The sequence below is a fragment of the Paenibacillus sp. J22FR5 genome (genome assembly GCF_059691975.1).
In genome coordinates, this window is the sequence record NZ_JCAUAN010000020.1 from 29,435 (window position 1) to 44,802 (window position 15,368).

The 15,368-nt window shown below is 45.4% G+C and carries 13 protein-coding genes and 2 pseudogenes; 3 read left to right on the top strand and 12 right to left on the bottom strand.

All coding sequences use genetic code 11. From position 1 onward, the window contains the following. Positions 1–13 precede the first annotated feature (13 nt). The 11 genes and pseudogenes from AC58P7_RS22215 to AC58P7_RS22265 form a co-directional block, all read right to left on the bottom strand. Positions 14–1,561 carry a tyrosine-type recombinase/integrase gene (locus tag AC58P7_RS22215; RefSeq protein ID WP_497346737.1) on the bottom strand — a complete coding sequence of 516 codons (1,548 nt, stop codon included), beginning with the start codon at positions 1,559–1,561 and terminating at the stop codon, positions 14–16. A gap of 881 nt (positions 1,562–2,442) precedes the next feature. Beyond that, a complete protein-coding gene (gene pheA, locus AC58P7_RS22220; protein ID WP_497346738.1) occupies positions 2,443–3,264 on the bottom strand; it encodes a prephenate dehydratase in 822 nt (273 codons plus the stop codon). A gap of 25 nt (positions 3,265–3,289) precedes the next feature. After that, positions 3,290–4,480, bottom strand: a complete 1,191-nt coding sequence (locus tag AC58P7_RS22225) for a 4-hydroxybenzoate 3-monooxygenase (protein WP_497346740.1) — start codon at positions 4,478–4,480, stop codon at positions 3,290–3,292. Positions 4,481–4,498: 18 nt separating this feature from the next. Beyond that, the gene (locus AC58P7_RS22230) at positions 4,499–5,449 is read right to left on the bottom strand and encodes an amidohydrolase family protein (protein ID WP_497346742.1); all 951 of its coding nucleotides are present in this window, start codon (positions 5,447–5,449) and stop codon (positions 4,499–4,501) included. Positions 5,450–5,472: 23 nt separating this feature from the next. Continuing rightward, a pseudogene (locus AC58P7_RS22235) lies at positions 5,473–5,679 on the bottom strand (4-oxalocrotonate tautomerase); the annotation flags it as partial. 28 nt (positions 5,680–5,707) lie between these two features. Further along, entirely contained in the window at positions 5,708–6,487 is a 780-nt protein-coding gene (locus tag AC58P7_RS22240) for a 2-keto-4-pentenoate hydratase (RefSeq protein WP_497346744.1), read from the bottom strand. A gap of 20 nt (positions 6,488–6,507) precedes the next feature. After that, a complete protein-coding gene (gene dmpG / locus AC58P7_RS22245) occupies positions 6,508–7,524 on the bottom strand; it encodes a 4-hydroxy-2-oxovalerate aldolase (protein ID WP_497346746.1) in 1,017 nt (338 codons plus the stop codon). Then, positions 7,521–8,376: pseudogene (locus AC58P7_RS22250) on the bottom strand (acetaldehyde dehydrogenase (acetylating)). Before AC58P7_RS22250 ends, dmpG begins: the two are co-directional and overlap by 4 nt. Positions 8,377–8,393: 17 nt before the next feature. Further along, positions 8,394–9,176, bottom strand: a complete 783-nt coding sequence (locus AC58P7_RS22255) for a 2-keto-4-pentenoate hydratase (protein ID WP_497346748.1) — start codon at positions 9,174–9,176, stop codon at positions 8,394–8,396. A 25-nt stretch (positions 9,177–9,201) separates the two neighbouring features. Then, complete coding sequence (locus AC58P7_RS22260) at positions 9,202–10,662, bottom strand: aldehyde dehydrogenase (RefSeq protein ID WP_497346750.1); 1,461 nt, start codon at positions 10,660–10,662, stop codon at positions 9,202–9,204. A gap of 29 nt (positions 10,663–10,691) precedes the next feature. Then, on the bottom strand, positions 10,692–11,489 hold the full coding sequence (locus tag AC58P7_RS22265) for a DODA-type extradiol aromatic ring-opening family dioxygenase (protein ID WP_497346751.1): 798 nt from the start codon (positions 11,487–11,489) through the stop codon (positions 10,692–10,694). A 206-nt stretch (positions 11,490–11,695) separates the two neighbouring features. On the opposite strand from AC58P7_RS22265, the gene AC58P7_RS22270 reads away from it, so the two are divergent. The 3 genes from AC58P7_RS22270 (at position 11,696) to AC58P7_RS22280 (ending at position 14,779) form a co-directional block, all read left to right on the top strand. Beyond that, positions 11,696–12,475, top strand: a complete 780-nt coding sequence (locus AC58P7_RS22270; RefSeq protein ID WP_497346753.1) for an IclR family transcriptional regulator — start codon at positions 11,696–11,698, stop codon at positions 12,473–12,475. A 548-nt stretch (positions 12,476–13,023) separates the two neighbouring features. Further along, positions 13,024–13,230 (top strand): hypothetical protein, encoded by a 207-nt coding sequence (locus AC58P7_RS22275; protein WP_497346755.1) that lies wholly within the window; start codon positions 13,024–13,026, stop codon positions 13,228–13,230. A gap of 214 nt (positions 13,231–13,444) precedes the next feature. Continuing rightward, on the top strand, positions 13,445–14,779 hold the full coding sequence (locus AC58P7_RS22280; protein WP_497346757.1) for a glycoside hydrolase family 30 protein: 1,335 nt from the start codon (positions 13,445–13,447) through the stop codon (positions 14,777–14,779). Positions 14,780–15,003: 224 nt separating this feature from the next. Here AC58P7_RS22280 and AC58P7_RS22285 read toward each other — a convergent pair whose 3' ends face one another. Next, positions 15,004–15,168 carry an aspartyl-phosphate phosphatase Spo0E family protein gene (locus tag AC58P7_RS22285; RefSeq protein WP_497346758.1) on the bottom strand — a complete coding sequence of 55 codons (165 nt, stop codon included), beginning with the start codon at positions 15,166–15,168 and terminating at the stop codon, positions 15,004–15,006. Positions 15,169–15,368 lie beyond the last annotated feature (200 nt).

Consider the following 15,368-nt stretch of genomic DNA (forward strand, 5'->3'; position numbering starts at 1 on the left):
AAATTTAAATTTCTTATTTATTTATTATGCTTAGATTTAAACTAGTCCAAATTTCTTTGTATTTAATTAATTTCGGTTCAAGTATTTCAATATATCTTGCCCTACCCAATGAATTACACTTGCGAATACTTTCTTCCAATACATTTATCTCATGTTCATAATAATCTAAAAAAGTTGAATCAACATATAGACTTTGGCATTTAAATGGTATGCACGGCTGCTCCATAGTTTGGTTAAGATATTGGCAATGAGATCTAGGCGATTTTATGCAATAACCATGATCCAAACGCAAATCTTCAAAATTTCTTCTTAACCACTCAAACCTTACATCGTTCTCATATGCCTGTTCTTTTAAATCAGTTTTAATAACATCACCACTTATTGAGTTTAAGCGTATTGCCTCAAGTTTTATCGCATTTTCCCACAATTGCTGGTTCCCTAGATCATGGATTTTAGCATATATCACTGCCATTTCTGGCGTAACATGAGCAATCATTTTTTGTACATCAATGACACTCATACCATTATTAATTTGCGTCAATCCATACCTGTGTCTAAAGACTGATGAACCAAATTGAAACAAATCCCCATTCTCATTTCGGATATTATGTTCTTTCGCAAAAGTGTTAATTTGTCGGATTGGTGAAGATTGAAGGTACGACTTTCCACGATATTTTCTTTTCCCTTTATATTTAAGAAACAGAAAGTTATCAGGATTCATAGGTTTTGGAAAAAGTTCTTGCATAAGCATCTGCTGTGATTTTATTAACATTGCAATTTCATCACTAATCGGGAATTTAATTAATTTTTTCCTTTCTGATTTTATCCAAACTCCGTCTTCTCCGTTAATCAAACAATCTAATTTCAAAGTTAATATATCCAACAAATAAAATCCTGTTGCTTCCATTAACATAATGATTGGAACATACTGTGGATCAAGAAACTCAACATTTTCTACTATTTGATTCCAAGTATAATCTGATATGTATTTATATTCAGTAAGTTCTCGAGGTTGTAATTTGGGCCGATCCTCCTGAAAAATAAGTGAACGAATAGGCTTGAACGGTGCTTCGGGCCACTCATATCGTTGAATAAAGTAGATAAAATTCTCAACTTTCGAGATCATTGTCCAGATATAGTAATCTGTCGGAATTAAACTTTTGGATTGAGAACCACTTCTATCACCCATTGGATGGCTTCGTACGTAATTAAAATAATTTTCAGTATCTTCTCTAGACAACTGACAAAGGTCTGTCCATTCTGGATGGATCTCTCCTATAAATTCAAAGAACATTTTCAAACCTTGTACATCTTGTTTAGCAGTATACCATTGAATACTAATAGTATCGATAAGACGTTGCCTAACATATCGTTTTATTAAATATCTAAAATTATCAGAAATTTTTAGGAATGATATCGTATACTCATTTCTAGTAATATTATAAGAAAGTCCTAAATCCCGCACATCCCATATGTCTTCTTCAAGTCGTACTAAGTAATCGGGAGCTAACTTCAACTTGTTCATTTCATTTTTCGAATCAAGTATTCTTCCAACTTTCATTCGTCATGCTCCTTATTAATATTTTATATCAAGTTCTTACCATTTAACTTAGTAGATATACCTATATTGAACCAACACCCATGTGGAGGTTTAACCAAGTTAAGATTGAAAAGCCCCTATGAATGTATGATTCATAGGGGCTACGCTTAAACGCAATTACTTATTCCCGAAAATTTTCAACATAGGTAAGAGACATAATTTAATCCTAAACGCGGTCGTATGGAACTGTATACTGCTCTGACCAATTCCTTTATTTGACTCTGACTATAGCCGAGCCGTTGCGCCTAAGATTGCATAACCCAAGGATGCATTATTGCTCCACCGGCTTTCGGGAACCTGAGCACGCGGGGCTAACAGTTTAAAGCGGCAATCAACACACAACACCAATTGCTCGGTTCCATTACGGAATTCGGTTACGTCATTATTACCATTGCAGTTTTGACAGTTCATTGGCTGCATCTCCGTTAAGATAAGAATATTGGAATCCTCAGACGTTGGTTGTTGACGATAAAACAAAGACGGGAATAATGCAAGAGCAATCTACATAACCAAAATGTAGATTGCTCTTTTCCTGTAACTATGAGAAATGTTAATTACTTTTTGTCGGCAGCAGACTATAATTCTGCAATAAAATCTTCCGGTTTAGCATTACCAGCTACTAATTTCCCAATAGCGTTCTGAGCCGCATCTTTGAAAGCTACCGACTATTTACCCACCTAATATGTATACGAACAGCCACCTACCATTCAGGTGCTACTCATTAAGTTTGATTTCGCAGCTCCAGATTACCGCTAATACATTTAAAATCTTACACTCTACTAAAATACATAACTGTAATTTACAAGGGATTAGCGAACTGAACTTCAACAATCATTAATATTCTACAGTTTATTTGTATTGTAGCTCCCCAGTATACTAACATAATGACCGATTGTACGAAGGATGCTTATCGTTTTTAACAAGTTAGGATTTTGTCCCCCGACTCCTACTTCAATAAAAAATTGATACGTTCCCAGTTTACGTTTTGTTGGTCTGGATTCGATCCATGTAAGGTTAATACCCAGTGCAGAAAGAACATTCAAAATACTGGATAACACCCCAGGCTGCTCTTTCTCCGGGGTTACAAGCAGCAAAGATTTCTCCATAAGATCTTGGGGATTGGTTTGAGTGGTTACTACGAAAAATCGAGTCTGATTATCTTGATAATCCTCTATATCTCTAGCCGCAATTTGTAAACCAAACAATGCTCCGGCCCATTCAGAACCAACCGCAGCAACGTCATCTCGATTGGATTTCTTTATTGCTTCAGCAGCCTGTGAAGTGCTTGAAAAGCCCACTGTTGGTACCTTCAATTCACGAATATAATCTCTGCATTGTGCTAGGGCTGGAGGAATAGACCATATCTCTTTTACATCCCTGACATGAACACCTTCATTAACTAATAGGTGTAAAGAAACTGGAAATATCACCTCAGCTTGAATCATGAGTTTGTGCTGAATAATACCGTCCAAAGTTATATTAATTGAACCCTCGATTGAATTTTCGATAGGAACAAAACCTTGATCCACTTGTCCATTTGCAACAACCTCAATGACTTCGCTCAGTGAATTACACATGTGATATTCCACTTCTGATCTCTGATAATAACGATGGGCTGCTTCTTCCGAAAATGTGCCTTTGGGTCCCAAGTAAGAAATCTTCATCGTAAGTTCCTTTCCAAAGTTGATGTTAATATTTGAACTCCATGGGTAAACCAATGTAATTTTCGGCAAGACTGATCGAGGCTGCTCTCGATGATGTGATATAATCAAGCTCGGCCAGTTGGATTTTACGTTCAAAAGGTGAATGGTCTGGATTTCTATGAAGCATTGTAGTCATGGCATAGGAGAACCTTTCAGCCTTCCAAATACGACGCAAACAAATTTCTGTATAACGATCGAGTGTATCTGTTTTACCGGAAGTATAAAATTGCTTCAATCCTGCAGATAGCACTTTGACATCCGCTACGGCGAGATTCAAGCCCTTGGCTCCCGTTGGCGGAACGATATGCGCCGCATCACCTGCTAAGAAGAGCCGTCCATACTGCATCGGGTCACAGACAAAGCTTCGCATCGAAACGATACCCTTCTGGAAAATCGGTCCCTCGATCAACTGAAAGCCATCACGAGTTTCAAGCCTTGCATGCAACTCCGTCCAGATTCGGTCGTCTGACCATTCCGCGATCGTTTCTTTGCGGTTCACCTTAAGGTACAACCGCTGGATTTCTGGTGATCTTGTGCTGAGCAAAGCGAAACCGCGGTCGTGATTTGCATAAACGAGCTCTGGAACGGATGAAGGCGCTTTCGTTAAAATGCCCAGCCAACCGTGATCGTACACTTTTTGATAATCAATTCGGATAGACCGTGGAATGGTTGGACGGCTCGGACCATGAAACCCATCACAGCCTGCGATGAAATCGCAGGTAATTTCCTGAAGTTCACCATCTTGATCAGGACGATAACGAATTTTTGGCGCATCTCCATCTACGTCGTGCAAACTCACATCCCCTACATTGAATAAAATCGTTCCGCCAGTTTGCATGCGAGCCGCTACCAAGTCTTTAATTACCTCGTGTTGGGCGTAAATGGTAATATGTTTTCCTTCTGTTAACTCATGCACATTGATTCGATGACCTATTCCGTTGAAGCGAAGCTCAAAACCCTCATGGAAGTGACCCTCCTGCATCAATCTAGTGCCTACACCCATTGCTTTCATGAGTTCGACAGTACCATGTTCCAATACACCTGCTCGAATCGTTCCTTCGATTTCTTCCTGTGTTCGGCTTTCCAAAATCACCGAATCGATCCCCTGCAAATAAAGCAGGTGTGAAAGCATCAAGCCGGCAGGGCCAGCTCCGATGATACCAACTTGTGTTTTCATATAGCCAGCCTCCCTTCCCTATTCTGTATTTTCTATATTCATCAAAGAGTGAAATCCTTTCGTTCCTTCGATTCCCGGCGGCCATTCGCATAAATCAAATGGAAAATCCGTACCCGGCACGACTTTGTCTTTTCCAGCGACCCCGATGAGATAGGCAAGAGCCTCCGGGTTCCAGAGAACCGTGTCGAACCAGAACTTGCGAATAAGCTCGCGAGGGGGATCCTTTACAGCAGCAGATACCGCTTTCCATTTGTCATATCCGGTCTGCATTCTACCCATTTGATAAGGCAGAAAACCACCGCCATGAGCAAGCAGCACTTTCACCTTTGGATATCGTTCAAGCGTACCGCTAAGAAGCAAATCGGTCGCGCATACCGTCGTCTCCCATGGTACTCCAATCAGGTTGGTCATCATCGACTTACGTAAACGTGCGTCCTCGCAAAGCAGCGGGTGAACGAAAATAATCGCGCCCCGCTCATTGGCCGCTTCCCAGAACGGAGTCAGATCCTCTTCACTGAGTCCACGACCTGCCCATGAAGTAGCGACAATCGCGCCTTTCGCTCCCCTATTCATCGCCCTTTCCAATTCAACGGCTGCACAAACCGGATCGTTCATCGGCAAAGTAGCCAATGCCGACAACCGGCTTGGATGCCTGCGTGCCCAGTCTACGAGTCCATCGTTGTAAACGGCCGCCATTTCCTTTGTTAACTCAGATGGAAAATCGTATAGAAACAGCTGTAGGATCGGAGAAACAAGCGAATGACGAATGCCTGCTCTCTCTTGCTCTGTCAAATAAAGCTCCTGATTGACGAAGGCTTCTTTCAGCTCGAATTCCCAATTACCGTTTACGCTTAAAAATTCCGCCTTACCCGGGTCTTTCTTTGTCCACTTCGCATTGACTGATGTGCGGTGTTCCCGCAGCCAAAGCATAACCTCTGGTGGAATCACGTGAGTATGAACATCAAACATGGGGTCGTTACCTCCGCACTCAGTTATCGGTTCGGAATATCGGAAGCCGGTACGCCGCCGATTCCCCAATGAGTTTTGGGTACTTCGGCTACGAGAACCCGGATTCGATCTTTCGGCGTGTTCAATTCCTCCGATACGGTTTCCGTTACACGTTCGATCAAAGATTTGATTTTCTCAGTCGGTCTGCCTTCCATCAATTGAATATTAATAATGGGCATAAGTCTTTTCCTCCCTAGCGTTAAGCATTTTCTTCGTTATTTACGGCTTGACTGTGAAATCGACAGAGCCCAATCCATCGAACCGGGCACTTACGACATCGCCTTCATGTAGCTTGACGGCACCTGTAATGCCACCCGTAAGAATGATTTGTCCGGCTTTCAGCTTCAGCCCCTTTCTGGACAGCATGTTCGCGAGCATCGCCACCGATTGAGCCGGATGTCCGACGACAGCCGCCCCTGCGCCCAGCTCTTTGATTTGCCCGTTGATACTGAGCGTTACACCAAGCAGATCCAACTCCATAAAATCGGAACGCTTTATCTGGGAACCGAAGAACACACCAGCGGAGGAGGCATTGTCTGCGATGACATCCGGAAGCGTAAACTGGAAATTCTCATATCGGCTGTCGATGATTTCTAGCGCGGGAATGACGTATTCCGTTGCAGCAAGCACCTGCGCACCAGTAATCCCAGGGCCCTCGATGTCTTTCCCCAGCACAAAAGCGATTTCCGCTTCTACTTTCGGGTGGATATAGTTCTGAAGGGAAATGCCCTGACCGCTCTCCACCATATTATCGAAGATGTAACCGTAGATCGGCTCGCTCACATTCATCTGTTTCATCTTGGCCTGACTGGTCAGTCCCATCTTAGGACCTACAATGCGAAGTCCTTCCTCCAGCTTCAATTGCACGATTTGCTCTTGAATCGCATAAGCATCCGTTATCGACAAATCAGGATTATCAATAATAAGCCTAGGCACTACACTTTTCTCTGCTTCCGCGTTTAACAAGTGGCCGGCCAACTCTTTGATTAATTTACTCACGTTGAATTCCTCCAAAATGCTTATTTGATGTGCAGCTTTGCCAGCTCGGCGGCCACATCCACGATCATGTCTTCCTGTCCACCTACAACTTTTTGCTTACCCAGCTCGATGAGAATATCCCTCGAATCGATACCGAAGCTTTTTGCTGCGCGCCTTGCGTGAAGCAAAAAGCTGGAATATACCCCAGCATATCCAAGCACCAGATTGTCGCGCGTAATTTCCTGGGGCACCTGCAGAATCGGTGCAATAACCTCTTCGGCGACATCCATGATCTTGTATAGATCGATGCCGGTTTTGATTCCAATATGTTCAAGTACTGCGATCAGTACTTCTGTTTGGGTATTGCCGGCGCCTGCCCCGAGGCACCGGATACTGCCGTCAATGCGCTTGGCACCTTCTTCGATCGCTGCCAGTGTGTTTGCCATCGCCATCGAGAGGTTGTTATGACCATGAAATCCGATGTTGACGGAGAGATGTTCCCGCAGAGCGCGAACCCGTTCCTTCACCTGAAGCGGCAACAGGGCTCCGGCGGAGTCGAACATATACACCGTATCCGCTCCATAGCTTTCCATGAGCTTAGCCTGCTCCACCAGCTTTGCAGTCGGAACCATGTGCGACATCATTAAGAAGCCGACGGTTTCGAGTCCGAGTTCCTTCGCTTTATATAAATGCTGCGCCGACACATCGGCTTCCGTTACATGCGTGCCGATTCTTGCCATGCGGACGCCCAGTCCGGTAGCTTCCTTCATCTCTTTAACCGTTCCGATGCCTGGAAGCACGAGAACTGCGATTTTGGATTCGCCGCTAACGGAAACTGCCGCTTCAATAAGCTTCATCTCATCCGTATGCGAAAGGCCGTACTGTAAGGAGGAGCCGCCGAGGCCATCCCCGTGAGAGACTTCGATATATGGAACTCCTGCTTCGCCTAATGCCTTGGTAACCTGCTTCACTTGTTCGATCGAGTATTGATGCGCGATGGCGTGGCTTCCGTCGCGAAGAGCGACTTCTGTAATCTGGATATCGCGTTCTTTTATCATGCCGATGCTCCTCCTTCTCTCACAGTTTGGGCCATCCGCTTCCTTGCGATTTCTTCTGCAACCTTCACGGCCGATGCCGTCATGATGTCGAGATTGCCGGAATAGGACGGTAAATAGTCGCCGGCACCTTCCACCTCGAGAAACACGGTCACTTTATTGCCGTCAAAGATCGGCTCCGTCCGCAACCGGTAACCCGGTACGTAGGATTGAATGTAAGCAACCGTATCAAGGATGGATCGGGTAATCGCATCTTTATCCATACGTTCCTTATCCACCAGAGCATAGACGGTATCCCGCATTAGAATCGGCGGTTCAGCCGGATTCAGAATAATGATCGCTTTGCCCTTCTTCGTCGATGTTAGCCCGAGTCCCCGGTCCTGCACTTTTACTGGAGATGGTCGCTACGATTTCCGCATATTCAACGGGAGCGATACGGCCTATCGCATGCACAATCGGAATTGTCGCCTGACCGCCGCAAGTCACGAGGTTGACGTTGTCCTTCAGAATATGCTCCTGCAGATTGACTGCCGGTACGACCAGGGCTCCAACGGCCGCAGGCGTGAGGTCCATCGCGATTTTGCCGGCAATACGTAATGCCTTCACATGACGAATATGAGCCTTTGCTGATGTCGCGTCGAAGACAATATCCGCCAAATCAGGTTGCTCCAGAAATCCTTGGATGCCAGAATCGATGGTTACGTACCCGAGATTGGCAGCACGCGCCAATCCCTCCGATGCGGGATCAACACCAATCATCGTCGTCATCTCAAGGAAATCAGATCGCTGAAGCTTATACATCAAGTCCGTACCGATATTCCCCGATCCAAGCACGGCGACTTTTACTTTCGACATAAGAATCATCCTTTCGTTTAGGCTTGGAAACTAACGGACACTTCGCCTAAATGGGCGATTCGCGTCCGGAAATGATCACCAGGCTCCGCATTCACAGCAGCGGATAAAGCACCTGATAAAATAACTTCACCTGCTTTTAGCGTGATGCCGAATTCGAACAGCTTGTTGGCCAGCCATGCGACACATGCGGCAGGATTGCCGAGTGCGGCTGCGCCGACGCCTGTGTTCATGATTTCTCCGTTCTTGTAAAGTACCATACCCGCAAGCGTCATATCGATGTTTTCCGGTTTGACCGGCTTACCCCCTAACACATATAAGCCCGAGGACGCATTATCCGCCACCGTATCCTGCAGCTTAATTTTCCAGTCGGCAACCCGGCTGTCGACGATTTCAAGCGCCGGCAGTACATAGTCTGTAGCAAGCAGCACTTCGGCGGGTGTAACTCGCGGGCCAATCAGATCCTGCTTCAGCACAAAAGCAATTTCCGCCTCTACCTTCGGCTGCAATACCCACGAGAACGGAATGGCTCCACCGTTTTCCACCACCATATCGTCCAGTAGATGACCGTAATCGGGTTGATCCACTTTAAGCAGCTGCTGCATAGCCAGGGAGGTCAAACCGATCTTTTTCCCGACAATGCGGCTTCCCGTCGTCACCTTCTTGGCGATCGTGGCCAATTGAATGTCATACGCCTCCTGAATTGTTATCTCGGGATCGAGTGCCGTAATCGGCTCGACGCCTTTGCCACCTATCTTCGCTTGCTCCAAATGTTCTGCGTATTTAACCGCTGTATTCTTCATGAGCCTAAATCGCCTCCTCGAATCATCAAAGTTTGATGCAAATGTTGGTTAGTTCGGAATAAAACTCAAAGCTGTGTAATCCACCTTCCCGGCCGATACCGCTTTGCTTCATACCTCCAAATGGCGTCCGCAAGTCACGAAGGAACCAAGTGTTTACCCATACGATCCCCGCTTCAATCTGTCCGGCTACACGGTGAGCTCTTCGCAAGTCGTTCGTCCATACAGAAGCACTTAAACCGTAATTCGTATCGTTGACTTGATCGAGCACTTCCTCTTCCGTATCAAATGGGATTACGGTGACCACCGGGCCGAAAATTTCTTCTTTCACAACACGGCAGTTGCGGTTAAGCCCCGTAATGATCGTTGGTTCCAGATAGTAGCCTTTATGAAGGCCTTCCGGCCGCTTTCCGCCGGTGACAATCGTTCCGCCTTCCTGGGCAGCCAGCTTGATGTAGCTTATTACACGCTCGTAATGCTCTTCACTGATTAATGCGCCAACCTTTGTCTTGGGGTCGAATGGATCGCCGACGACCAGTTCTCTGGTTTTAGCCTCGAACTTCTCCATAAACGCGTTGTAGGCGGAGCGTTCCACATAAATTCTCGAACCGCATAAGCAAACCTCACCTTGGTTGATAAAACTTGACTTCATTGTCGTTTCGATCACTTCATCCAAATTGGAATCTGCGAAAATGATGTTTGGATTTTTCCCACCAAGCTCGTAGGATAGACGCTTGAGCGTTTTTGCTGCCGAAGCCATGATGGTCTTTCCCGTCGTCGTTTCGCCTGTGAAGCTGATCGCGTTAACGTCCGGATGCTCAACCAGTGCAGCCCCTGCGGAATTCGGCCCGAAGCCATGCACGACGTTCACCACACCGTCCGGAATACCCGCATCGCGGCATATTTCTGCCAACACGGTTGCCGTCATTGGCGTTAATTCGGCCGGTTTCAACACGACTGTATTGCCTGCGGCCAGAGCGGGCGCAAGCTTCCAAGTCAGCAGAAGCATCGGCAGGTTCCATGGGTTGATCAAACCGATGACACCAACAGGACGACGAATGGCATAGTTGAGCGCTACATCATCCATTTGTGTCGATTCATTAGTGATCGTACCGATGTAATCAGAGAAGAAGTGGAAGTTGTAAGCAGAACGAGGAATGTCGATGCTGCCAGACAACCAGATCGGCTTGCCGGTATCGAGTGATTCTAATGCTGCCAATTCATCTTTGCGCTCCAAGATTAAATCGCCCACTTTGCGCAAAACTGCAATTCGTTCATTGGCGGTCATTTTTTTCCACGGGCCGTTTAGCGCTTTACGTGCGGCTGCAACAGCAAGATCCACTTCCGGGGCTCCGCCTTCCGCAACTGTACCTAAGATGTCCTCTGTTGCCGGGTTGATATTGTTGAAGGTTTTTCCATCCAATGAAGGGACGAACTCCCCATTAATGAAATGCAAGCAATTCATCGATTTGACTTTAGTTAATGTCATGTTGATCTCTCCTTTATTCCCCATAATAGTTATGATACAAACGATACAATCGCATTCCCGCTACCTGAAGATTGCCCGTATCCCCAGAACTCGGCCCGCTCATTATCCAGAACACCCAGCAAAGCAGCCAAGTGCCGTCCGCCGGATTCCACTCCTGCAATCCGTGCATATTGTGTCAGCATTTCCCTAGCTGCGGTGTAATCGTTATTTAACAAATAAGCTATAAATTGTTTGTCCATCGCCTGTTCAGAAAGCGTAGGCATGTGATGGCGGCCTCTAACTAAATTATGAGACATCGCCCCACTGCTGATAAAGACGACCCGCTTCCCGGTCTCCCTAAGCACCTTGCCGATTTGTTTTCCCCATTGAAACGATTCCTCTAAGCTCGACGCCCAGCAAACCGAGAGACTCACAACCGGGGTATTCTGTTTAGGTACCAGGTAACGCAGCGGAACGACGGTGCCGTAATCCCAAATATAAGTGGGATCGTTAAATTCGGTAATTGGGATGCCTGCCTGATTGCCCGCTGCTACCAGTTCTTTGGCCAGCATCTCATCGCCCGGATAATCGTACGGAATATCCGAAATTAAATCCGGACATTCCACCGCAGTGAGTACGCCTGTGTGCCTGGGAGTGGCATCCACATAGTGATGGAAGGTACCTGGAAAATGGCAGGACAACAAAACGATTGCATCCGGTTGCTGTTGGTTGATTCGTTCCCGCATCAGGTGAAGCCCCTCAACGAGCTCCTTCTGAAAATCAGGCGCTTGTTCCTCATGACAAATACTCGGTACATGCGCAGCCAATAGAGCCATACTTAGTGTCATTGACATCCTCCTGTTTACCTTTATTAGAAAGGCCTTACATGAATCTTAAATGCTTTTAATTCTTTATACAACACCACAGTTCTTCTATACGCAACAATTGGAAATGTATTTTAGGTGGTGTCCTCCTTGCATATATCATGGTAAACTTTTTATCAGAACAACGTTCTCCTATAATGTACAAACATACGAGTAAGGAAGGTACAACCATGACAGACAAACCGGACAATGATTATTTGCTTTCCTCCGTCAAAAATGCGCTTCGTATCCTTAACAGTTTCTCACAGGAAACTCCCGAGAAGCGTGTCAGCGACTTGGCCGTCGAGCTTGGCGTAGGCAAAAGTACCATAAGCCGCCTGCTCAGCACACTTGCCAGCGAAGGATATGTCGTCAAGGATCTGGACAACCAAAAATATCGGCTGGGGCTACGCATTTTAACGCTAAACAGCATCGTGACTTCCCAACTGGAGATAAACCGCGAAGCACGACCTATTTTAAAAGAGTTAGTAAGAGATACAGGGGAAGCGGCTCATATCGCCGTATTAGAGGATGAAGATGTTGTTTACATTGAGCAGATAGAGTGCTCGCACCCCGTCCGCATCTTGTCCTATGTCGGCCGCCGAAACCCAATCCACTGTACAAGTTCGGGCAAAGTGTTACTGGCCTTTCAAGAAACGTCAAATATCGAACGCTCGCTTGCAATGGATTTGGTGCGATACACCGAGAAAACAATCCTCGATCCGAGTGTTTTGAAAAAACAGCTGGCAGAAATCCGCGAGTCGGAAGTTTGCTACAGCGAATGTGAGTTTTTAGAGGATGTCGTTTCCTTTGCGGCTCCGATTCGAAACTATTCCAAAAAAGTAATCGCCTCCATTTCTTTGGTCGGTCCCAAGCATCGCATTAAGCAGCAGCAGTTATCAGCTCTTAAAAACAAAGTCATAAAAGCAGCAAAAGAAATATCCAAAAATTTGGGTTATTCCGGGCATTGATTTTCGTTGATTAAATTGAAAGTGGTGAAGCAGAGATCGATCTGCTTCACCACTTTTATTAAAAACTAAATAATCATGCGTTTTAATTGGTTTCAAATTCATCGCGGGTTCATTAATTAATTGTGTGCCACGCACGGCGATATATCATTCATAATAGGTAGTGTGTGTTTATGGCAGATTTTGCGTCGTTTATATTAGGACCACTTGCAAAATGGCTTAGAATTTACGAATTACACAATTGGAAATTCATATATTCCTTCCCGATTTATATATTTATTGCATTGTTTTTAAAATGGTTAATGAATAAAATTAAAGCAAATTAAGTTGTACTTAACTGGACATGGCAAAGAGTTTTTTCATGCCATAAAAAATTTAAGATCTACTCGACAGCTGGTAAGAATCGATTTTACTCCTTGAATATTGCACTGGCTTATTAAGCTCTTTCTAATTGAACAGCGGTAATTGTTCGATGAAAATAAAGTTCTAGACTAATGCGCGGCGATGGCACCGCAGCACTGATTGACGATTAGACGAGAACGTCCAAGCAAATGGCCGCGAGTTCAGAAGAAGCTTCGGCTAAGATTTCGGAGATTGCCGGCAAAACCCGAAAGTCGTCATCACAGTTTGCATTAATCTCCGATATGTCCACGGTGCAATTATCGTCCTTTGAGGAGCTTTCCGGTCAGGCAGCCGTCTTGAACCAATTGTCGAGATCGCTGCACGAACAGATCGTCAGATTCACGACAAATACATAGCTTGACGCGGTAAATCAAGTAAACGAGATGAAGCGCATCTTCTCAGTTCAAGCGGAGAAGATGCGCTTTTCTGCGCAAAGCCGCCTTTGGAGAGAAAGGATGACAGTCTTTGTCGTGCCGAAAAAGGTATTTACTGGTACAGCCGAATAGGTTCTAGTTCTCTCGACCACACCAGACACCATATTTATTAGAAAGTGAGCAGGAGGTTGGTATCATGAAAAAATTCATTTACTGGATTTCAAGTACGCTAGCCGAACCTTGGACGATCAAAGAAACCTATGTTAATTCCGGAATAGGAGAAGCGAATCTGACCATTACCCGGGAAAAGCATCAGAGCGTAGAAGGCTTCGGCGGGTGTTTCAACGAACTTGGGTACGTTGCGTTAAAACGTCTTTCGGAAGAAGACAGACAACGTGTATTTTATTCGCTCTTCCACCCGGACGGCGACCATCACTTCGGCATCTGCCGCCTGCCGATCGGCGCCAGCGATTATGCGCTCGAGTGGTACAGTCTGAACGAGACGGACGGCGATTACGCCATGGAGCACTTCACCATCGAAAGGGACCGCAAATATCTGATTCCGTACATCAAGGAAGCGCTTAAGATGAACCCGGTCCTCAAATTGTTCGCATCCCCATGGAGTCCGCCGGCCTGGATGAAGTTTCCAAAGGCGTACAACTACGGTACTTTGCGCTGGGAAAAGGAGATTCTGGAGGCTTATTCGCTCTATTTCGTGAAATTCGTGCAAGCGTACCGAGAGGAAGGCATCATCATTCACCAGATCCATGTGCAGAACGAGGTGGTCGCGGACCAGAAGTTCCCGTCCTGCGTATGGACCGGCGAACAGCTGCGCGACTTTATCCGCGATTATCTGGGGCCGACATTCAAACGCCACGGACTGGATACAGAAATATGGCTCGGCACGATCAATGGACCGGAGCCCTGGGACGTGTGGCTCAAGAAGAAGGATACCGGATTCGATGCCTACGCGCATACCGTGCTAAGTGACCCGGAGGCATATAAGTATATCCATGGCGTCGGCTATCAATGGGCGGGCAAGTACGGCATCCAACGGACCGTGCAGAGCTATCCGGAGCTCCGTTACATGCAAACCGAGAACGAATGCGGCGACGGCGAAAATACTTGGTACTACGCAAAGTACGTATTCACCCTGTATCAGCACTATTTCTCGAACGACGTCAATGCCTACATTTATTGGAATATGGTGCTTGAGCCAAGGGGGCGGAGCACGTGGGGGTGGGAGCAGAATTCTATGATAACGGTAGATCCGTATGCGAAACAGGTGATCCTCAATCCGGAATATTACGTCATGAAGCATTTTTCGCACTTTGTTGTGCCCGGATCCAGACGGATCGGTCTTAAAGGCCCATGGACCGGCGATGCGCTCGCATTCGAGACGCCTGCCGGCGATAAAATCGTGGTCATCGCCAATCCGTTTACGGATATGCGGCTTCTTAGGTTGTCGGACGGTTTGACGGTATATGAATTTAAACTGGAGCCGGAATCGTTCAATACAATTGTCCTTTGACGTTCCAATTCTCTAACCGCGCTTCTTTTATTTACCGGTAGTTCAATGTATCTCCAGTCTAATACTTTATTTTCTCAGTCTATAACTATATTTCTTAGTCTAATACTTTATTTTTCAGTCTACTACTTTATTTTCATTCAACAGTAATCACTCCGACTACTGAAGATGATATCGTGCTAGTGAGTAAGGGATTCTTTGTAATGGATTGATGTAAGACAGTAGATTTAATCTTTTTCGATTGAGTAATATTGAACAATTAAATCATCAAGAATTTCGCTTACTTCGATTACATTATTATGTTGTAAATTTAAATTGTGATCTAAAGCTATTACTTCTAGATGGTTTCTCAACTGATTAATTTTCTCGAGTAATTGTAAGCTATTCACCATAAATCTCCCAGTTTAGGTTTCGTATGATAAGAGTATACAGTAGAGCATGAACAAGAGAAATTGTGCTATGGGTAAAAATTGTCTCTAACAATTGTATTGTTACCATAAAGAATCCTCAACAAATAAAAACCCTCGTCATATCGATTTCGCCGAGAGCTAAACATAATATGACCTATTGTTGACGATTATAGTTGTTATTC